At 43.0% G+C, this 22,473-nt stretch carries 14 protein-coding genes; 6 read left to right on the top strand and 8 right to left on the bottom strand.

Annotated features, from left to right (window positions below; all coding sequences use genetic code 11):
- Positions 1-312 precede the first annotated feature (312 nt).
- Both purD and PSYC_RS05530 read left to right on the top strand, forming a co-directional pair.
- Complete coding sequence (gene purD / locus PSYC_RS05535) at positions 313-1,638, top strand: phosphoribosylamine--glycine ligase (protein WP_041758004.1); 1,326 nt, start codon at positions 313-315, stop codon at positions 1,636-1,638.
- Positions 1,639-2,144: 506 nt separating this feature from the next.
- A complete protein-coding gene (locus tag PSYC_RS05530; protein WP_187147117.1) occupies positions 2,145-3,539 on the top strand; it encodes an ABC1 kinase family protein in 1,395 nt (464 codons plus the stop codon).
- A 163-nt stretch (positions 3,540-3,702) separates the two neighbouring features.
- Here the strand turns inward: PSYC_RS05530 and PSYC_RS05525 are convergent, their stop codons facing one another.
- Positions 3,703-4,368, bottom strand: a complete 666-nt coding sequence (locus tag PSYC_RS05525) for a DUF938 domain-containing protein (RefSeq protein ID WP_011280333.1) — start codon at positions 4,366-4,368, stop codon at positions 3,703-3,705.
- Between the two features lie 203 nt (positions 4,369-4,571).
- Here PSYC_RS05525 and PSYC_RS05520 point away from each other — a divergent pair, with 203 nt between their 5' ends.
- Together PSYC_RS05520 and PSYC_RS05515 are read left to right on the top strand one after the other, a co-directional pair.
- Positions 4,572-4,769, top strand: coding sequence for a DNA gyrase inhibitor YacG (locus tag PSYC_RS05520; RefSeq protein WP_011280332.1), 198 nt, complete (start codon positions 4,572-4,574; stop codon positions 4,767-4,769).
- A gap of 63 nt (positions 4,770-4,832) precedes the next feature.
- The gene (locus PSYC_RS05515; RefSeq protein WP_011280331.1) at positions 4,833-6,014 is read left to right on the top strand and encodes an aspartate aminotransferase family protein; all 1,182 of its coding nucleotides are present in this window, start codon (positions 4,833-4,835) and stop codon (positions 6,012-6,014) included.
- Between the two features lie 154 nt (positions 6,015-6,168).
- On the opposite strand, the gene PSYC_RS05510 is transcribed toward PSYC_RS05515, so the two are convergent.
- The 5 genes from PSYC_RS05510 to PSYC_RS05490 form a co-directional block, all read right to left on the bottom strand.
- Positions 6,169-7,068, bottom strand: coding sequence for a LysR family transcriptional regulator (locus PSYC_RS05510; RefSeq protein ID WP_011280330.1), 900 nt, complete (start codon positions 7,066-7,068; stop codon positions 6,169-6,171).
- A 234-nt stretch (positions 7,069-7,302) separates the two neighbouring features.
- Positions 7,303-9,198 (bottom strand): DNA polymerase III subunit gamma/tau, encoded by a 1,896-nt coding sequence (gene dnaX, locus PSYC_RS05505; protein WP_011280329.1) that lies wholly within the window; start codon positions 9,196-9,198, stop codon positions 7,303-7,305.
- A gap of 226 nt (positions 9,199-9,424) precedes the next feature.
- Positions 9,425-10,969 (bottom strand): lysine--tRNA ligase, encoded by a 1,545-nt coding sequence (gene lysS / locus PSYC_RS05500; protein WP_011280328.1) that lies wholly within the window; start codon positions 10,967-10,969, stop codon positions 9,425-9,427.
- 251 nt (positions 10,970-11,220) lie between these two features.
- Positions 11,221-12,309: a peptide chain release factor 1 gene (prfA, locus tag PSYC_RS05495; protein WP_011280327.1), complete on the bottom strand. Its 1,089-nt coding sequence runs from the start codon at positions 12,307-12,309 to the stop codon at positions 11,221-11,223.
- Between the two features lie 384 nt (positions 12,310-12,693).
- Positions 12,694-13,839, bottom strand: a complete 1,146-nt coding sequence (locus tag PSYC_RS05490) for a beta-ketoacyl-ACP synthase III (protein ID WP_011280326.1) — start codon at positions 13,837-13,839, stop codon at positions 12,694-12,696.
- A gap of 574 nt (positions 13,840-14,413) precedes the next feature.
- On the opposite strand from PSYC_RS05490, the gene PSYC_RS05485 reads away from it, so the two are divergent.
- Both PSYC_RS05485 and PSYC_RS11930 read left to right on the top strand, forming a co-directional pair.
- Positions 14,414-15,178 carry a DMT family transporter gene (locus PSYC_RS05485; RefSeq protein ID WP_011280325.1) on the top strand — a complete coding sequence of 255 codons (765 nt, stop codon included), beginning with the start codon at positions 14,414-14,416 and terminating at the stop codon, positions 15,176-15,178.
- Between the two features lie 358 nt (positions 15,179-15,536).
- On the top strand, positions 15,537-16,046 hold the full coding sequence (locus tag PSYC_RS11930; RefSeq protein WP_264622166.1) for a lyase family protein: 510 nt from the start codon (positions 15,537-15,539) through the stop codon (positions 16,044-16,046).
- Between the two features lie 237 nt (positions 16,047-16,283).
- Here the strand turns inward: PSYC_RS11930 and hrpA are convergent, their stop codons facing one another.
- Both hrpA and PSYC_RS05470 read right to left on the bottom strand, forming a co-directional pair.
- A complete protein-coding gene (hrpA, locus tag PSYC_RS05475) occupies positions 16,284-20,555 on the bottom strand; it encodes an ATP-dependent RNA helicase HrpA (protein WP_011280324.1) in 4,272 nt (1,423 codons plus the stop codon).
- A 444-nt stretch (positions 20,556-20,999) separates the two neighbouring features.
- Positions 21,000-22,421 (bottom strand): SLC13 family permease, encoded by a 1,422-nt coding sequence (locus PSYC_RS05470; protein WP_011280323.1) that lies wholly within the window; start codon positions 22,419-22,421, stop codon positions 21,000-21,002.
- Positions 22,422-22,473: the final 52 nt, after the last annotated feature.

Here is a 22,473-nt window from a genome sequence, read left to right as displayed (position 1 = left end):
AGGTTGAACTGACCCGATAAGTCAATAATTTCACTCAACGCTCTGTCTCAGGTGGCAGTGTAACGCAGCTGCTTGCATAGCTAAAGCGTACAACATCATTTCATGAATCAGCAAGATGTCGATAACATTTACTAATGAGACGATTACGACCTGATACGGCTGAATATCGACGGACAGGCGCATAGCTATGACACATAGTCATGACAATGGCGGCGTTTTTTTGTTAGAATGGCGCAGGATATTGGACAGTATTTTGCTGGCTCGCTATTCACTCACTTATTATGAATTTTAATGCTAAGGGCAAGAGGTATGATGAATATTTTGGTGATTGGTGCAGGTGGTCGTGAACACGCACTAGCATGGCAGTGCGCAAAAGATAATAATGTAAAAAATATCTATGTCGCGCCCGGTAATGCTGGCACCGCTCTTGAACCCAAATGCCAAAACGTCATTTTGGAAGACGCAGCTGATGCAGGCGAGCACAGCGCCGTTATCGAGTTTTGTCAGAATAATGCTATTGATATGGTTATCGTTGGTCCAGAAGCACCATTAGTGACGGGTATTGTCGATGCTTGCCGTGCTGCCGATATCAAAGCTTGGGGCCCAACGGCGTATTGCGCTCAGTTAGAAGGCTCAAAAACTTTCGCCAAAGAATTCATGGCGCAAAACAATATTCCAACGGCGGCTTATCAAGGCTTTACCGATGCGGTAGCGGCAAAAGCTTACATCGATGAGCAAGGTGCACCTATTGTGATTAAAGCCGATGGTCTTGCTGCTGGTAAAGGCGTCATCGTTGCTGAGACGATCGAACAGGCGCATGAAGCCATTGATGATATGCTGGCGGATAATAAGTTTGGCGATGCCGGTAGCCGCGTGGTGATTGAGCAGTTTTTGCAAGGCGAAGAAGCCAGCTTTATTTGCATGGTAGATGGTGAAAACATCCTGCCAATGGCAACCAGCCAAGACCATAAGCGTGCCTTTGAAGGTGATACGGGTCCAAACACAGGCGGCATGGGTGCATACTCTCCTGCACCGGTTGTCACTCAAGAGGTTCATGACAAAGTCATGGCACAAGTGATTCAGCCAGTCGTTGATGCAATGAAGGCGGCAGGTCATCCTTATACGGGATTTTTATATGCTGGACTCATGATTGATGATGCGGGCGATCCTTATGTGATTGAGTTTAACTGCCGTTTTGGCGATCCAGAGACGCAGCCTATTTTGATGCGCTTGCAATCGTCGATGGTAGATTTGGTCGCACAAGGACTTGAAGGTAAATTACCGACCGAAGCCAACTGGGATGAGCGCCCTGCGCTTGGTATTGTCGTTGCCTCCAAAGGCTATCCTGAAACCTCATCAAAAGGTGATGTGATTGCAGGCTTGCCAGAGTTAAATGCCGACAACCAAGATGCCGTAAAAGTGTTCCATGCGGGCACAGCCTTTGCTAATGAAGATGCCCTTAGCAATGAGAAAGAAGTAGTAACCAATGGCGGTCGCGTATTATGTGTGACCGCATTAGCAGATAGCATCTCAGATGCGCAGCAAGCAGCATTAATGGTCACTGCTGCCATCAGTTTTGATGGTGCTCATTATCGCCGTGATATCGGTCATCATGCTATTTCCCGTGAAAGTATTTAAAATTAGCAGTGATATAGTCAATTCACTTTAGAAAAATACAGGCTACTGGTATCATACTTGTACCTATTTTAGTCTGAACTTACTATAAGCAGTACTAATAACAACTTTTGATGAATTCGACCTCGCCTGATGCTGGGTCGAATTTTTTGATGGGCTATCGTTTTTAAAGGATGCTAAAACTAACAGGCAAAAAAATTCTCTCGAATTTCAGTGTGGTATAGTTGAAATACTTTAAAGTCGCTACCGTATTGCTGGTGTAAATTTTTTGCAGCCTCTGTCTGCGTAGGCACAGCAAGCAAGAAAAATTTGCACCAGTAGTACGTGTTGTATCGATATTACTTTTCACCGACTATATTCCAAATTCCAAAGTGAATAACGCCGCTTGGCTAAGCTGCATAACCTGCCTTCTTTATATGATACAATTCTGTACACTCATAGCACATCTCCCTTGTATTGTAGGTACATCACCCACAAATCAATACCAACTCGATGAAATGACGACATCTATGGCAAACAATACCTCTAAGTCTTCTAATAATAAGCAGTCTATCGATAATTTAAAAACTTCGGGGTTTGATCGTCGTATGTCGATTGCCAAAACCTCATTAAACATCGGTCGTCGTTGGGCAGGTAATAGCGTGTCTGGTATGTTTCTTAATAAAGAAGCGCGTACAGCACGCAACCAAATATTTATGGAGGAACAGGCGCATTATTTGGCAGAAGAGCTTGGCAAATTAAAAGGCTCTGTAGTAAAAATCGGGCAAATGCTGGCGATTTATGGTGAGCATATCTTGCCACCTGAGATTACCCGCGCCTTACAAACGCTTAACGATGACACCGCTACATTAGCATGGCCAAAAATAGAGCAAACTTTGCGTCAGTTATTGGGTAATAAATTGCATGAACTTCAGGTTGACCCTGTCCCTATCGGGACGGCATCCCTCGCCCAAGTTCACCGTGCAACCGTAATAGCCACAGGCGAACAAGTGGTATTAAAAATTCAATATCCGGGTGTTTCTGATGCGATTAACTCTGACTTAGCTCTATTTAAAAGCCTGTTAAAGGTTAGTAGTATCGTGCCACAAACCCGTTCACTCGATGCATGGTTTGAAGAGATACGTGATTTATTGCATCACGAAGTTGACTACGAAGCGGAAGCTGCTACGACTGAACGGTTCTATGACCGTTTGCTTGACGATATACGTTATGTAGTACCCAAGATTAATCGCACTTATTCGACCAAAGGCTTGCTTTGTATGTCTTATGAGCCGGGTATCAGCGTGGTTTCTGATGCACTGCAATTATTGCCTCTTGAGCGCCGAAATGCTATCGGTCAGGCGGCTATCGAAATCATGATACAAGAGATTTTCGTTTGGGGTGAGATGCAAACGGATCCAAACTTTGGTAATTATCTTGTCCGTGTCGCACGCGATGAAAATGAGGTTGATAAACTGATATTATTAGATTTTGGGGCTATTCGCCAGTTCGATAATAATTTATTGACGATTGCTCATCATTTATTGCGTGCCGGTTATTATCATGACCACCAATCCATGATGAGTGCGATGACCGGTTATAATTTTTTTGATACTATGAGTGATAAGGTGCGTTCAGATATCGCCTCATTGTTTTTGTTGGCAACTGAACCTTTTAGTGATCCTATAATAAACACTGATATGCCTGTCAATTGTCTAGATAAACAACAGCGCTATATTTGGGCTAACAGTAAGCTGCACACTCGCCTCTCAAATGACGCGACACAAGCGATGCAGTCTTTTGAGTTCAATCTACCGCCCAAAGAATTTATGTTTATCAGTCGAAAATTTATTGGCGCCTATACTTTTTTGACAGTGCTTGATGCCCGTACTGACTCTAATAATCTAGTAAAACCGTTTTTATAAATTGATTTTTAAGTCTGTAATCAACGGATTTTTGGACCGCCTTTTTAGGGGCGGTTTTATTTATGACAATTAAATATTGCTTAGGCTATTTTATATTATTAACTTGAATATAGCGTTCAATAATAAGTTGTCATTATTTTATATTTTTACTTAGGCTATTACTTTAAATAGTTAAAGTGTCTGTCGTCCACTTATCAAATCTGGTTTGATAACCCTTGGGTTTCTTCATACTCAACTCCCAGCAGGTTTCTTGGCGTGCTAAGTATTTAACTTCAAAATGTGTGCGCTGACTGCTGCTTGCAACCTGACTACGAGTATTGGGTAGACACCAAACTTCATTCGCTTGCTGCTCAGCATTGTCCATATACGTTTCGATGTTGGTCGCTAGTATTATTTTCCCACCCGCCTGTAAACGCGACAGTAAAAACTCAAAAAACGGCATATTAAGCCACTGCTGATTGGGATTATGCTGCTCAGGATTAGGATATAGGATATAGATACTATCGATACTGTTTGGCGCAATGGCATGTACGATCCATGCGATTGCATCAGCATGAATGGCTGTCAAGTTGGCTGAATTTTGCTGCGCTGCCAACTTTTTAAATGCCTCAAACTTATTGCGAGTACGCTCAATCGCAATCAGATACTTATCAGAATTCTGCATCGCAAAGCTTAAAGCATGCTTGCCCTTCCCTGCCCCAATCTCCAAAACTAGCGATAATTCAGGTTTAAGCAATGCAGCTGGCTGCATAAAATCACGCGGCGCTGAAAGTCGTTGTGGTTGAAATGCCCGTTCTTGCTGATGTGAAAGCTCAAGATTGTCAGTCATTTGCTGTCCTTAAATTATTTGTCATTTGTCATTATTCGACTGCATGCTATTATATAGTCAATGTAGCTCAATAGTAATATCGCGATATTGATTATCTATCGACTAATAGCACTCTCAAGCAAATTAATAACGCTATGACTGAATAATCAACTGTTTTTGAACAATACTTTATTGATAAAACCAAGGATTTACCTACTTTTATTATGACTGAATCTACTCCCAGCTCGAGCCCTTCACCCAAAACTTATCCTTGTCCACGTTGTGGCACTCAAACGCTGTGGCAAGACAATAAATATAAGCCGTTTTGTAGTCATCGCTGCAAGCTGATTGATCTTGGCGCATGGGCAAATGAGGACTATACCTTGCCTTCGGAGTCGACGCCGTTTTCTGATGAGCTATAACCGCAAGCCTTAAGCACTTTACCCTCTTACTTTCATCACTTTATTATTTCAAGGATGCTGTACATGTCTGCTACTTACTTGATGCCCACCTATCTTCGTCAACCTATTAGTTTTACCCGCGGCTCAGGAAGCTGGCTGTATACTCGAGATGAGACACCTTATTTAGATGCATTGACCGGAATCGCGGTGTGTGGATTAGGGCATTGCCATCCGCAAGTAACCGATGCTATTCAGCAGCAGGCAGCGACGTTGGTTCATACCAGTAATTTATTTGGTATCGATTGGCAAGAGCGTGCTGGTGAAGCATTATGCAATGCGGCGCAAATGGACAGTGTGTTTTTTGCCAATAGTGGCGCTGAAGCAAACGAGGCGGCACTAAAATTGGCACGGCTATATGCGCATCAGCAAGGATTTAAACGCCCAAAAGTTATTGTGATGGAGCAATCTTTCCACGGTCGTACCTTATTATCATTATCCGCTACGGCAAATCCTAAAGCGCGCGAAGGCTTTTATACCTTAGATGATGATTTTATCCGTGTGCCATTTGGTGATATTGCCGCCATTGAGCAAGCAGCTCATGATTATGAGGATATTTGCGCGGTATTTGTAGAGCCTATTCAAGGTGAAGGCGGTCTTAATACGGCGTCCAACGGCTTTAGTTACCTTGAGCAGATACAAGCCGTATGCAACACCCATAATTGGCTGTTCATGCTCGATGAAGTGCAAACAGGTAATGGACGTACGGGTAAATATTTCGCTTATCAGCACAGCAGTGCACGCCCTGATGTATTAACGACAGCTAAAGGCTTAGGCAATGGCTTCCCCGTTGGTGCCTGTATGGTACGTGGTCGCGCTAATGGCTTGTTTGGCGCTGGTAGTCATGGCTCAACCTATGGCGGCACACCGTTAGCCAGTCGCGTGGTACATAGCGTATATGATGTATTGGCTAACAGTGATATCATGAAAAACGCAGTCACTGAGGGACAGTTCATTCGTGATGGCATGGTTGATGCGTTTGGAGAATATGGCGTAAGCAGTCGCGGCGCTGGAATGATGATTGGGATTGCCTTGCCTGAAGATATGGACTGTAGTAATTTAGTCGATCGCGCGCGTGATGAGCAAAAACTCATCATCAACGTCACGGGCGCTCATGTCATTCGTCTGCTACCACCACTCAATATGAGCCGTGATGAAAGCTCACAAGTGGTAGAGCGCCTCGTTAACTTATTGAAACCCTCTTTTTAAAAGCAATTATGCAAAAGCATTTGAACATAACCTTAGCAATTTCAATTAAAGTATTCTGAAATTGCTAACAAGAAAAAGCCTATAGATAAATTATCTATAGGCTTTTTCTTGTTACTAATCAATCAGCTGCATTGGCATTTAAATAAATTAAGCCTTAGTTTGCATGGAAATATTTTTTTAATACCTCTAAGCAGCGGGTGATTTTTGCAGGCTGTTGCTCACGGTTTAAGGTAACAGCATAAAGCACAAAACTTGGCATCTGGTAGCCGGTCAAAACTTCGACCAAATTGCCAGATTCCAGCTCCTTTTTGACATCCATTTCCATCATTCTAAGGATGCCATGACCTTCTTTGGCGATGGTCATGGCCATAAAGACATTATTAGTATGGATACGCGAAGTCATTTTGATACGTGTTTTTTTACCAGTCTCAGTCTGAGTGAGCTCAACATTATTTGCATCCTTCATGATATCAATGCAGATAAGCTGATGATCTGCCAAATCTTTTGGCGTTTCGATTTTTTTATGCTGACGCAAATATTGTGGTGAAGCCACCAACATTTGACGCACATCAGATAATGGATGATTGCTCAAAGTTGAGTCGTTGATATTAGGGCTCATACGTACCGCAATATCGATCCGCTCATCAATCATATCAATATAATTATTGTCTGCAAAATAGGTGATACTAAGGTCGTCGTGCGCTGACATCCAAGTCGATAGTGCAGGTAAAATATGATTGACACCAAGCTCAGGGGTCGTTGCAATACGCAAGCTACCTGCCAGCTCGTCACGTAATTGATTGACTTTTATTCGACCTTGCTCTGCAGCACTTACCACATCTTTTGCCGCTTCATAAAAACTGGCACCCGCTTCTGTTAAGCTAAGCTTACGGGTTGAGCGATGCAATAACACCACACCGAGCGTGTTCTCTAAAGAACGTATTTGCTGACTGACTGCACTGGTAGTAATACCCAACTCGCGAGCTGAACCACTAAAGGAGCCGTGTCCGACCACACTAGCAAACACAGCCATACCACGTAAATTATCTAACATATTCTCATCCAAGCTGCTTTTTAGTTGTTAATATAACTTAACCATTATAACGGATAATGATAAATCTTACAGTTTTTTAATATTAAATTCAGAGTAAGATATAAGCATTTCTCAGTCAATAAAAGCAAAAACATCAAGGTGATAGAGCAATATTACCTTGATGTTTTAATATATACGATAGTTTTAATAAAGGGTTACTTTTTATAAATAACCAATCAATAAATTTACGACTGTTTAATATAACTGAACTTTGCCCATTTTGCCTTCGCCGCGCTCGGTTAAATATTGCATCACTGGTGTATTAAACAATCTTGACTCTGCTACTGTTTTGGCTTGGACGAGACGTTTTTGTTGACGACGCTCTGGGGTTTTATCATCGGCTTGCATAATACTGCTATCAATTCGTAAACTGATGGCAGCAGCAGGAAACTGTAGCTGCATCTTTGTCGCTAGCTGCTCAAACGTTGCCTGCAAATGCTTACTATCGACTGCTGTGACAAAGACGGCTTCGGCATTACAACTGCCTGTCATCATACCCTGACGCGCAAGCGCCAATTCATCTTGAGCTAAACTACCGGCTTCACGAGCAGTTTGCAGCCAATAGTCCCATTTTTCTGCTGTCCACTCACCTATCAATTCTTGCGGCGGACAACGTAGAAGCGCACGAGGGTCTTCAGGCTGACTAAATAATTGAGAATCATTTATAACGGGTTCAACAACGGGTTCAAGCTGATTGCTAGATAACTCTAAACTGTTATGAACGCTATAATCATTGTACTGGCTTGATTCACTAGCAGGGTCATTTGAGTGATATTGCTCATTTTGATTAACAATATTATCAGCCCCAACCCTGTTTTTCTCACTGACACTGATATCAGCATTGTCATAAATGATATTATCGGCTTGGGCTTGTGATTCTAATGACGATGGCACTGGCTCAGTAGTGGTGGCTGATGTAGTGCTAGAGATGGTGGGACTATAATGCTCTATAGCCGTTACCGTACTATCAGGTACCTTGACTAGTATCTCATCAACCGGCAAAGGACGAAAAGCCAAAAGACGTAAAATACACATCTCAAGCGCTTGCATAGGCGTACTGGCAAGCTTGACGCCTTCACGTGCTTGTACCACGATTTCATAATAAAGCTGTAATACGTCAGGGCTCATATGCTGGGCAAGCTGATTAATATGCTGTGCTTGCGCTTCATTTACGTTGAGAGCGACTTCGGGCAGCAGCTGACACAATGCCAACTGATGCAATAGCTCAGCGAGTCCATCAAACATACTAGATGCATCGACCATTTGCGCACGCATCTGCTCAATATGAGCAGCAACAGCAGGTTTATCATGATGATAAATATCTGTAATTAAGCTGACTAAATCGGCCGCATCAATCAAGCCAAGCATCGAATTAACGGTCACATCATCAAGCGCACCTTGACCAAAAGCAATGGCTTGGTCAGTCAACGATAAGGCATCACGTACCGAACCTTTTGCCGCACTGGCCAATTGCCAAAGTGCAGGCTGCGTATAGCCTACTTGTTCTTGGGTTAAGACATTGGCTAAATGCTCACTGAGTAAACTCTGCGATAAAGGACGCAATACAAACTGTAAACAGCGAGAGATAATAGTAATCGGCAGCTTTTGAGGATCAGTAGTTGCTAATAGGAACTTGACATGCTCAGGCGGCTCTTCCAAAGTCTTAAGAAGCGCATTAAAACTGTGTGTCGACAGCATATGCACCTCATCAATCAGGTACACTTTATAGCGACCTTGGCTTGGCGCATACGGCACATTATCAAGTAGCTCGCGCGTGTCTTCAACTTTGGTGCGAGAAGCCGCATCAATCTCAATCAGATCAATAAAACGCCCTTGATCAATCGCTACGCAATTATCACACACGCCGCATGGGGTACTGGTAATACCCGTATCACAGTTTAAACACTTAGACAAAATACGGGCAATGGTCGTCTTACCGACTCCGCGCGTACCTGTAAATAGATAAGCATGATGTAGACGATTATAATCAATCGCATTAATCAGTGCCTGTGAGACATGCGTTTGCCCGATCAACTCGTGAAAGTTTTTGGGTCGGTATTTGCGGGCTAAAACTTGATATTGCTGCGTCATAATGAATGCCAATGTGGGTCGTAAGTATATAAGTAAAGCATCAAATCAGCGATTTAGTACTAGCATGGGCTTATGGCAAGCGAACTATAGTCGGTGAAAAGTAATATAGATACAATACGTACTGCTGGTGCAAATTTTTCTTGCTTGCTGTGCCTACGCAGACAGAGGCTGCAAAAAATTTACACCAGCAATACGGTAGCGACTTTAAAGTATTTCAACTATATCTTTAACCCTCAAGCTTACGGCGCATATGTGGGAATAAAATCACATCACGAATACTGGCAGAGTCTGTCAATAGCATTACCAAGCGATCAATACCAATACCTTCACCAGCAGTCGGCGGTAAGCCATAAGACAATGCCTCGATATATTCTGCATCAAAGTGCATCGCTTCATCATCGCCAGCGTCTTTTTCAGCCACTTGACCAAGGAAACGCTCAGCCTGATCCGCAGGATCATTCAGCTCACTAAAGCCATTCGCCAATTCACGACCACCAACAAACAGCTCGAAGCGGTCAGTAATCTCAGGATTGTCATCACTGCGGCGTGCTAGTGGTGAGGTTTCAGCAGGGTATTCAGTGATGAATGTTGGCTGACGTAATTGATGCTCAGCGGTTTCTTCAAAGATAATGGTCTGCAATTTACCCACACCAAAGACATCTTTTACCTGCTGCTTAAGCGTTGTCGATGCGTACTCTGCGAGATAATCACGATCATTGATACGTGCCATATCGAAGTTTTCGGCATATTTGGCAATCGCATTAGACATAGATAGACGCTCGAAAGGCGCTTTTAGGCTGATATCTTCTTCTTGATAGGTAATCTCAGTGGTACCCAAGATATCTGTCGCCAATTCGTTAAATAAGCGCTCAGTCAAATCCATCAAATCATGATAATCAGCATACGCCTGATAAAACTCAATCATGGTAAATTCAGGATTATGACGGGTTGACACGCCCTCATTACGGAAGCTGCGGTTAATCTCAAATACTTTCTCAAAGCCACCAACGACTAAGCGTTTAAGATAAAGCTCAGGAGCAATACGCAGATATAATGGCATGTCTAACGCATTATGATGAGTCACAAACGGACGCGCCACCGCACCACCTGGAATGGGATGCATCATAGGCGTTTCCACTTCCATAAAACGCTCATTCAACATAAATTTGCGAATACCGCTGATGACTTGGCTGCGTACCATAAAAGTATCACGGGTCGTCTCATTGGTCATCAAATCAAGATGACGGTTGCGATAGCGGGCTTCCACATCTGCTAAACCATGAAACTTATTTGGCATTGGGCGTAATGCTTTGGTCAATAATTGCATCTCTTCGATATGTACGTACAAATCACCTTTACCAGAGCGACCGATGTAACCTGATACGCCAACGATATCACCCAAATCTAGCGATTTGATGTCGGCTAACGTCTCTTCATCTAGCTCTTTGCGTGCCACATATAATTGGATACGACCTGTCATGTCTTGGATGACAATAAATGCACCACGGTTGAGCATGACGCGACCGGCGACATTCACCTGTGTTTTTTCGCCTTTAGCATCATTATCAGCAATTTCTTGTTTTGAGATACCCTCAAAAGCCGTCTGCAAGTCTTGCGCATAATCCGTACGTTTAAACGTATTCGGATACGGTTGTTTGCCTGAAGCAACGATATCCTCCAGCTTGGCTTGAAGCTGAGCAATCAGTTCGTTGGCGTCTTCTGGGATTTGCTCTTGGTTATTTTGCTGATTTTGATTGTTGGGCTTTGACATAACACTCTCAAAATTATTAGATAATTAAAGGAATAAACGAACATTAGAAATTTAAAATAAAGGCTTAAAATAAGAAGCCCAGATAAGGCAGCTGTCGTTGATGAAGACGTGACGCTACCAGCAGATAACCAAAACGCCATCAACATCGCAACAATAGTCAGCGCGATTTTGTTAAACGATCATACTAGCGAAGGTTTAGTTATCAGTTGCATTGTGTACGCCTCTTATTTTATAGGCTTATGAATCTCTTATTAAGCACCACCAACACTTGCCATCAAGTCCGCTTGGTGCTCACGTAACAACGCATCAAGGATTTCATCCAAGTCACCTTCCATAATCGAATCAAGCTTATATAAGGTCAGGTTAATACGATGATCAGTCATACGGCCTTGCGGGAAATTATAGGTGCGGATACGCTCTGAGCGATCACCGCTACCAACCAAGTCGCGACGTATCGTATCAGCTGCATCTACCTGTGCTTGAACTTTGACTTGCTGAATTTTAGAAATCAGCATTTTCATGGCTTGCGCACGGTTTTTATGCTGACTGCGTTCTTGTTGACACTCTACCACGGTACCGGTTGGAATGTGCGTCAAACGTACGGCTGAGTCAGTGGTATTCACGTGCTGACCACCGGCACCGCTTGAGCGGAACGTATCAAAACGAATGTCGGCTGGGTTCAAATTAACCGTGTCATCAATCTCAACTTCAGGCATAACAGCGACGGTACAGGCTGACGTATGCACGCGACCTTGGCTTTCAGTATCTGGGACACGCTGCACACGATGCACGCCAGACTCAAACTTTAGGCGACCATAGACGCTATTACCAGACACACGGGTAATGATTTCTTTGTAACCCCCATGTTCACCTTCATTGGCTGACAAAACCTCTAAGGTCCAGCCTTGAGCTTGCGCATACTTTTGATACATACGGAACAAATCACCAGAGAAAATTGCCGCTTCATCACCACCTGTCCCTGCACGAATCTCCAAAAATGCTGGTACTTTATCATTAGGGTCTTTTGGCAGCATCATGACATTAAGTGCTTCTTCCATCTCTACAATAGTATCGCGAGCACTGTCAATCTCTTCTTGCATCATCTCTTTCATGTCAGGATCTGAAGCTTCTTTTAGCATAGCTTCTGCATCAGCCTGATCCGTTTCTGCACCAACATAGTTCTGCCATAAAGTGGTGATATCCATCAAGTCACTATGCTCAACGGACAGCTCACGGAATTTATTGTTATCATTGATGACACTCGGGTCTGATAATAAGGCAGTGACCTCTTCATAACGGTCTACCATCTGGTCTAAACGCAGGCGTAAGGATTCTTTCATAAAAGGACTTTTAATTGAATAATTGAAATAAGACCGTGATTATAGCAAATTTTTGCGCTTAAATTAAAACCTCTCAGCAATCTTGTCAATATATGGATAAACTTTTCTGCTAGCTCCACAATATCGACGCTTTTTTCTAATATAGTTGAAATACTTTAAAGTCGCTACCGTATTGCTGGTGTAAATTTTTTGCAGCCTCTGTCTGCGTAGGCACAGCCAGCAAGAAAAATTTGCACCAGTAGTACCTGTTGTATCGATATTACTGTTCACCTACTATAATTTGAATACAGCATAAGCTTTGCTTAAAATTTGAGTAAAAAAAATAGCCAAGAATATTCTTGGCTATTTAGATAAGGATGAGAGATCAAGATTAAGATTTAAAAATTAGACCTTGCGGACGATTACCGACCCAATAGAGTAACCGGCACCAAACGAGCAAATAACACCCAAATCACCTGAGGCAAGGCCATCTTTATAGCGATGGAAGACAATCATTGGGCTGGCTGAGCTGGTATTGGCGAATTCAGCAATGACACTTGGCACAATAGCTTTGTCTGCTTCTTTACCGATGACCGTACGCAAGATTAAATCTAGCATATTGGCATTGGCTTGATGTAGCCACATCATTTTTACATCAGAGGTTGGGATATTATTCTCTTGTAGATGCTCAGTGATAACTTCTGACACTTTTGGACAGACTTCACGGAAGACCTTACGACCATTTTGCAAGAATAATTTATCGGTTACTGGCTCTTTAAGATCAGGATACATATCGGTCTGCGCTGCCAAAAACTCTGAGCGATCCATAAACCCGTATTCATTTTTGATGTTGGTCGAAAACTGAGTAAATAGCTTAGCATTCAGTATCTCGTAGCCTTTTGGCGTATCGAGTTCTTCGACGATACAAGCGGTTGCAACATCACCAAATATAAAGTGACTGTCACGGTTACGCCAGTTTAGGTGAGCTGAAGTAATTTCAACGTTGACCACAGCGACGCGCTTAGCAAGACCTGATGCGATAGAACCATGTGCTTGTGATAGACCAAAAGTCGCTGCACTACAAGCCACATTCATATCATAGGCAAAGCCGCCCACCATACCGATCGCATTTTGAATCTCGATAGAGACGGCTGGATAAGTACGCTGAAAGTTTGAGCAAGCAAGGATGATACCATCTAAGTCATTGGCCTCAAGTCCAGCATCAGCTAAGGCGTCATTTAACGCAGCCACACCCATTTCTGCCATGATAGACAGCTCTTCGCCCAAGTTACGATAAGCGATAACAGGTGCCATGATTTCAGGGTTTAAGATGCCGTCTTTTTCCATCACATAGCGTGATTGAATACCAGATACTTTTTCGATAAAAGCCGCTGATGAAGGCTGAAGTTCAGTAACGGTTCCTGCTTCAATGTCAGCCGCGTGCTTTGCATTATAATTTTCAACATACTGGTTAAAGGACTCTACTAGTTCTTCATTACTGATGCTAAAAGGAGGGATATACAGGCCTGTGCCTGTGATACAAGTCGTCATGATGCGCTTCCTTGTCTACTACTATAGGGCTTGAAATAAGCATAAGGTGAAGTAAAACAACAGTCATCTGATTTTGGGTGAATGACTGTAAACTTAAAATAAGTGCCTTTATTATGCCTGAATATTATTATATTTCTAATACTTTGTTACAAATAACTGGCTTCTTGCCAAGAATAAGTAAAGATTGGCTTCATTTTGCGGCAGCGGCGCTATAATCCGCCTTGCTTACTCACGTTATTTGTATAAATAATTGGTCTGCATTTTGATGGTCTAAATCTCTATTAAGAAATATCAAACTTATTCCCTATTTTGGAGTGTCAATGGTGGAAATGTTGAATGGGTTGGGGGGATTACCGGGTTACCACGGTATTTAAAGCTGTTCTATTTTATGAAAAATCTCACTTACTGATTGTAGGAATTATTTTTGAAAGTCACGCTTTATACTCTGATTGCGTTCATAGCATTTGCAGCAAACTCTCTATTTTGTAGGATGGCTTTAGCAGAGGGTGACATAGATGCTTGGAGATTTACTATCATCCGCCTATCAAGCGCGGCTGTTTGCTTGGGTATTATCATGGCATCTCAGGCGTACTACTTACGACATCGAGCATCAAAGATTGGTCAACCCTTTGATAACAGACTATTAAGCGAAAAAGGTAGTTGGCTGAGCAGCATAAGCTTAGTGATTTATGCGCTGTGCTTCTCAGTTGCTTATGTCGAGCTTGAGACTGGCACTGGGGCGCTGATTTTATTTTCAGCGGTTCAGCTCACCATGATTGGTTGGGGTATTTATAAAAAGGAGACATTGAGTCATTTGCAATGGATTGCCTTTGTTGTCGCTATCGCAGGGTTTGTCTATTTGATGCTACCGTCGGCGGCGATGCCTTCATTACTCGCTGCCATGCTAATGGCAATCAGCGGTGTAGCATGGGGTATCTATAGCATACGTGGCAAAATCTGTCTCTCACCGCTGCGAGCCACAGGCTTTAATTTCATCAGAAGTCTGGTAGCGATACCGATATTATTATTCACTGGTTTTATATATCAAAACATTATGGATGTGCAACTCATTCATTTAGACAGTATCACCATGGAGGGGATATGGTTGGCGTGTGCATCAGGGGCAGTTACCTCTGGTATAGGCTACAGCATCTGGTATATGGCAATGCCTTTATTAAAAAATACGCAGGCGGCCGTTATACAGCTTTGTGTACCTGTGCTTGCAGCATTACTGGGCGTAGTGATTTTGTCCGAACCAATGACTTTAACTTTTATAGTAGTAAGTGCTGTCATTTTGAGCTCAGTATTGGTCTTTATTTTAAATAAACAGCCATATTAATCACAATATAAGGCGCTTATGCTGAAATGTTGTCTATAATGCTCATTTGATGCGACATCGCAATAGTGATAACAGGGTTTTTATAAATATCACAGGTGATGGACGTTTTTATCAGGGCCTTTATTGAATGACAACCACTACTCGCCAAGAATATGACTTACTCGGTCATCGCGATGTTCCGTCTGACGCTTACTACGGCATCTAAACCTTACGTGCCTCTGAAAATTTCACCGTCAGCGGTGTACGCTTACATCAGTTCTCTACCTTTATCCGTGCCTTTGCTACTGTTAAAAAAGCCGCTGTCATTGCCAATCGTGCTTTAGAGATATTGGGCTATGAAAAAGGGCGATATCAGCATGTGCATCCAAATAACCATGTCAACCTTTCACAGTCGACCAATGACACCAATCCAACAGCGTTAAATGTCGCATTAGACGACTACTGTACACGTCTGTTAGATAAGATGGCAATGCTGCATCAAAGCCTAGTCAATAAGAGCATCGAATTTGCCGACCAATTAAAAACGGGTCGCACCCATCTACAAGATACGGTACCGATGACAGCAGGTCAAAAGTTTAATGCTTTCGCAACAATGGTCAAAAAAGAGATGGCGCGTATTGAGTCAACTCGTGCACTCTTTCACGAGATTAATATGGGCGGTACGGCTATCGGTACTGGCTTAAATGCGCCTGCTGGTTATTCAGAGCTGTGTGCTGAGACCTTACAAGCGCTAACTGGACTTAGTGTGGCTGCGATACCGCCGCCCGCCATCAGCGCCGCTGAACAAATATCCATAGCTAGTAGCACACGCTGGGCATACCAACGCTTGATGATCAGTACTCATAAATACAGAGAAGTCCATTATTGATAAAAGCATCGACAAAAAGCCAATGCGTCACGGCGACTTCTTCGATAAGTATTACTTCTGGAAAGGCTTGTAAGGTATGAGCTTAGCAGCCAGTGTCATGATAATGTCTAAGATATCCATATAAGCGGTTGAATAATCTTTTTGATAATACAGGCAATAGTGTCATGCTTTTAGCAAATGGTAACTAAAAGCATGACCATAAAAGTTTGCGAACGGTTATTGAAGTGCTTACCTTTGCTAGCTCATTTTATCCCATATCTTACTAAGACGCTTGGGTGATACCGCCATACGGGTTTTCATCGGCTGAGCAAACAGTTGAATGCGATACTCCTCGACCATCCAGCGGTAATCGCTGATGGCTTTATCATTAGCACGTCCTGCCAGTCGCTCCATATGCAAATCGAGTGCATAGACACCATCTAGGTCAGCTTCGATATTGTGCTCAAGGCGGTCGATACGAATCTCTAGCGCCTCCAGATAGCGTGGATACTGTTGCCAGTGGCTGTAATCCATGCGATAAACAAAATCAGCCAAATGTAAATCTCCTAACTGATCCTCAATATCTTCGATAGACTCACCAAATATCTCTCGATCAAGCATCAGCAGGCTTTGGCGGATACGCTGCCAGCGGGTATAGACGTTTTTGAGCGTTTTTATGATCGTTTGACCGATCAGCAAGAAGTTACTTAGCACCACATCGAGCGTTTGGCTGTATTCTTCAGGAGTAAATGGCAACTCCTCGCTGAGCCCAACCGCAATATCATCCGCACTTTCAGGTATGTCTGCCGTATGATCAAACAATACATAATGCTCTTCAAGCGCTGCATCTAGAGTCGCATCAATGATGATGGTTTTCAGCTTTTCCATATCACCAAGGGGCGCAAATGCCAGTTTGAATATGTTATCGACTTGACTAGTCAGCTGTTTTTTCTTTGACCCAAGTTTGCTTTTGATTAAGGTTAAGACCCCAATACGGTGCGCCTGCAATGCTGCGTTGACATCGGTATATTGATGGATAGATACTGCTTCACCTGCCTCGTCAGTGACCAAAGCGGCGAACTGTTTCATGACCACGCCTGCGCTATGATGGTTTTTACTAAAGGCGAAGTGTTCAGGAAATTCTGTATGCGCGCCTTGCTGCTCATTCACCGCTTGGCGAGTCTGAGAGGCATGGCGAATCTGCAATGTTTGTAGATCGCGACCTTTTTCAATGATACGGTTCTTATCATCAACCACGCAGATTTGCGGCTGCAAATAACGATCAATACTAGACGGATTAAAATGCTCTGGGGTGACCGACATAATGCCACGGCGGTTAAGTGCTTGGCAAAGCTGTTTTAATAATCCCTGTCCACCCGCAGGCTGCAACTCATCAAACAAACTATCGGCAGTATCAGGAATAGGTACAATCTGACGACGAATGTCTTTTGGTAATGATTTCAATAATTGCAGGACCAGCTCAAAACGCCAGCCCGGTACGCCCCATAATAGCTCAATCGCGTCAAGCTGCGGTAGCGCGACAAGCGGCACACGGATGGTCACCCCATCGTCATCGCTTGCTGGATCAAAGATATAGCGTAATGGCAGTTTTAAATCGCCAAGCTTCCATATTTCTGGAAAATCGCCTGTAGTCGGTGCTTGGCTATTAAGCACGTCCTCATCGGTAAAGAACAGGTATTGAGTATCGGTTCTTTCAACCTCAACACGCCAGTCTTCAAACGTTTTACGGCTTGCAATATGCTCAGGAATTTTTTTATCATAAAACTGATACAAGGATTCTTCATCGACCAATAAATCACGGCGGCGTAATTTATCCTCAATGCGTTCAATGTCAGCAATTTTATCCATATTGTGCTGTAAGAATGGTGCTTGTCTACCTAAATTTCCAGTAACCAGACCATCTCGAATAAATATCTCGCGCGACTCACTTAAATTGACTTGCTCATAGTTGGTCAGCTGCTTACTGATAATAATAAGACCGAATAGACTAATCTGAGCATAAGCTTTGACGCGACCGGTTTTTTTCGACCAATGCGGCTCGAAGTAGTGATATTTTAATAAGTTACCGGCAGCCGAGATAATCCATTCTGGCTCAATCTTGGCAACAGTGCGCATAAATACTTGTGAGGTTTCGACCATCTCAAACGCCATGACCCACGGCGGTATTTGCTTAAATACCGTACTGGCTGGGAATATTTTGGCTTTTTGCTGACGAGCTGCTAAATATTCGCCACGATTTTCAGTTTTATGGGCGATAATGGACAATAAGCCTGTCAATAAAGCTCTATGCAAATTGGCATATTTAACCGCTTTTAACGCTTCATCATCGACGCCCGTTGGATCACTATTGGCTAATTCAGCATTTTCAGTATTAGATTTGGGATTAATAGCATCATCATTCAGTTTAAGCTCGGTAACCATTTGCACCAGCTGGCGATGGGTCTGCTGCCACTCACGTACCCGCGGAAAGCTAAGATAGTTTTTCTTAGTAAACTGTTTTCGCTGATTGCCAGACAACTTATTACCGTCCTCGTCTTTTTCAAACAGCGCTTTCCATAAACTTAAATAAAATAAGAAGTCGGAGTCATCTTGGCGGAATTCTGCATGCTTTTGATCGGCTTGAGTGCGCTTATTCGCCGGACGCTCGCGTGGGTCTTGCACCGCAAGCGCGGCAACCACAATCAGCATTTCACGGATACAGTCAAAGTCGGAGCCAGCGACTAGCATACGCGCCAGCCTTGGATCGATTGGCATACGTGCCATCTGTTGCCCGATACGAGTCAATTTTAAATGATCGAGACCTTGTCGTTTTGACTTATTGCTTACATTGCTAACCGCTTGCTCATCTTTTTCGACAATCGCGCCAAGCTCATTTAGCAGTTTATGCCCATCGGTAACTAAACGACTATCAGGCGGCTCAATAAATTCAAAGTCATCAACGCTACCTAGGCGCAGATTTGCCATCTGCAAAATAACTGAGGCTAAATTGGTGCGTAAAATCTCAGGTTCTGTAAATTCTAGACGACCAGTAAAATCTTCATCACTATATAAGCGAATACAAACGCCCGGCGCAACACGACCACAACGACCTTTACGCTGATTAGCGGCTGCTTGCGATATTGCCTCAATCGGCAGGCGCTGTACACGTGAGCGATACGAATAGCGTGAAATACGCGCAAAACCCAAATCAATCACATAACGAATACCGGGTACGGTCAATGCCGTTTCGGCGACGTTGGTGGCAATAACAATGCGCCGACCGCGACCTGAAGGCTGAAAGATACGCTGCTGTTCTTCATAAGTCTGACGTGCAAACAATGGCAGTACTTCGGTATGCTTAGGTCCATGACGCTCAAGCACCTCTTGTAGCTCACGTATCTCAGCTTCAGTCGCCGCAAATATCAAAATATCTGCTTGGTCAGCATGACCTTTATTTTGTGCATCGCTAAAGCATTCCTCTACAGCAGCAACGACCGCACGCGGCAGGTTCTCTTCAAAATCGTCATAGCTGTCATCATCCGAGCTGGTTACCGGCTCATCTGTCAAGGGACGATAACGCACTTCGACAGGGAAGCTTCGTCCTTCAACATTGAAGATAGGCGCCGGTATGTTACGCTTCAGCTTATTGTCATAGCGGCTAAAGTATTCACTAAAGCGTTTGGTATCAAGCGTTGCAGAAGTAATAATAACTTTTAAATCAGGGCGCTTGGGCAGCAATTTTTTAAGATAACCCATAATAAAGTCGATGTTTAAGCTACGCTCATGTGCTTCATCGATAATAATAGTATCGTATTTACTCAAAAAACGATCATGACCCAATTCAGCCAACAAGATACCATCAGTCATGAGCTTAACGACTGATTGTGCCGTGCCCTGCTCATTAAAGCGAATCTTAAAGCTGACAGTATTCCCCAATTGCTCACCCAACTCTTCCGCAATTCGGTTAGCGACACTTCGAGCTGCCAATCTTCGTGGCTGTGTATGTCCTATCTGCCCACGTATACCACGCCCTGCTAGCATTGCTAATTTAGGCAGTTGGGTCGTTTTACCTGAGCCTGTCTCGCCAGCGACAATAATCACTTGATTATCTATAATGGCCTGGATTAAATCATCAGCACGTTGACTAACGGGTAAATCTAGATTCAGTTTCTCTGCCAATTTGTTTGGCATACTATCTATACGCGCTTGCACCGCTTGTTGTGAGCGGGTTTTTAACTGTTCATATTGAGCGCGTTTTTTATCCAAATCATTGCTATTTTTAGCGTCGTGTTTGTCATCTGTATTGGTATTTTGATTAGCAGCCGGCTTTTTAGACGATTTCGCACGTGCCAGCTCACGCTCAAGGCGACTGAGATGATACTCATCTTTTGCAAGCACAGGTAACCTCTCAAAAGAAACAGCGTTTTGAGGTTTTGTATTCTCTTGCTGTTTAGTGTTTACATTAACGTTCAAATTTTCAGCTTGTACATGTTGGTTGCTTTCTTGATTATCTCTTAGAATATCAGGCATATTTACTTAGGCTATTTATTGTTTGGAAGTGGTTAGATTATGGGGATAATTGAGCGGCGATTCAAGTGACTCGTATATGGTCTAGACTGGCGTTACTACTGATAAATCGTTTACGTTATATATATCGTCTATATCTATAGTTGAAATACTTTAAAGTCGCTACCGTATTGCTGGTGCAAATTTTTCTTGCTTGCTGTGCCTACGCAGACAGAGGCTGCAAAAAATTTACACCAGCAATACCTGTTGTATCGATATTACTTTTCACCGACTATACCTCTTAGATAAACCTAGTCAGCTAATAGTCATTTCAATCTGCTTTGAGTCGCTAGTAGACTAATGATAGCAAGCATACAGACACTATTGTTACTCTTAAATGAAAAACCCAATGTTCAAGAGTCACTTAAACATTGGGTTTTTTCGGTTATAACTCTCTTGACTAATAAGTTATAGCAAGAAAAAATATGCCCACAAACCTAGTACAAATGTAGCAATAACATTAAGTATAAGACCAACACGTATCATCTCTGTCTGCTTAATAAGACCTGTACCAAAGACAATAGCGTTTGGTGGAGTGGCAACCGGTAGCATAAACGCACAAGAAGCACCGATACCGATAATCATTACTAATATTGCAGGTGGCAGACCCATTTGCTCAGCAATGGCAGCAAATACAGGGACTAACAAGGCTGCAGAAGCAGTATTAGAAGCAAATTCTGTCAAGAATATAATGAATGCCGAGACTGCAAGTACCACTACGATAAGCGGTGCAGAGGACAGTCCATTAGCAACTGCTTGACCAAGAACCAAAGATGCTCCTGAAACTTTTAAAACCGTTGATAGCGCAATACCACCACCGAACAACATGAGTACGCCCCAGTCGGTGTTATCAGAAACTTGCTTCCATGACACCAAACCTAAGCTGACCACCGCTGATGCCGCTAACAGCGCCACAATAGAATCAACATCATCAATATTAAGTGCTTCACCAATTTGTTTCGAGAGTATCCAGCTCAGCGCTGTTACGATAAAGACAATAATCGTTAGCACACGTGGCTTATTCCATGCAATAGGCTCATCTTCGTTAAGCGTTACTTGACGATTAAGGTTAGGCTTAAGGAACCAATACATTGCACCGAGCAGTAATGGCAACAGCACTAACATCATTGGAATACCAAACTTCATCCAATCGACAAACGCGATATCAAGCGCTTTGGCAGCAATAGCATTGGGTGGCGAACCAACAATCGTACCCAAACCACCAAGGCTGGCAGAATAAGCAATACCTAATAGAACGAATACAAAAGTACCACGGTCTTTTTCGCGGTCAACCTGCGTTAGAATACCAAGCGCCAGTGGTAGCATCATCGCTGCAGTAGCCGTGTTCGATATCCACATCGATAAAAATGCGGTTACCCCAAATATTAAGAATACCGCATTTCTAAGATTGCCACCTGACATTGATAGAATCTTGAGCGCAATCTTTCTGTCTAATTGCTGCATATGCAGCGCTGCCGCTAGCGCAAAACCACCAAAGAATAAATAAATTATTGGGTTGGCAAAGCTTTGTAAGCCGATTTTAGCATCGAAATCCGGTAAACCGATCAGCGCTCCTATGACAACCACCAATATCGCTGTAATCGTCACATGTATCGCTTCGGTTAACCATAACACGCCGATAAAGAACAACATGGCGAGGCCTTTATTGGCACTAATATCGTACGGCAATACATTATATATAAACAGACTGATAACCGCCGCCATGGCGACAACCATCAATCCTTTACCTGTACCTTTCGGAAAGGTATCCGTAAATAAATACTCGTTGCCATCGTTAGGAAGATGGCTATCTAGTTTTTTCTCTGACATATAAATGCCCTTATTGTGCCCAAAGACAGTGTTAAAAATTATAAATATAAAT

It is taken from the genome of Psychrobacter arcticus 273-4 (genome assembly GCF_000012305.1).
In the GTDB taxonomy this organism is placed as follows: Bacteria; Pseudomonadota; Gammaproteobacteria; order Pseudomonadales; family Moraxellaceae; genus Psychrobacter; species Psychrobacter arcticus.
This window is presented reverse-complemented; position numbering and strand designations above follow the sequence as displayed.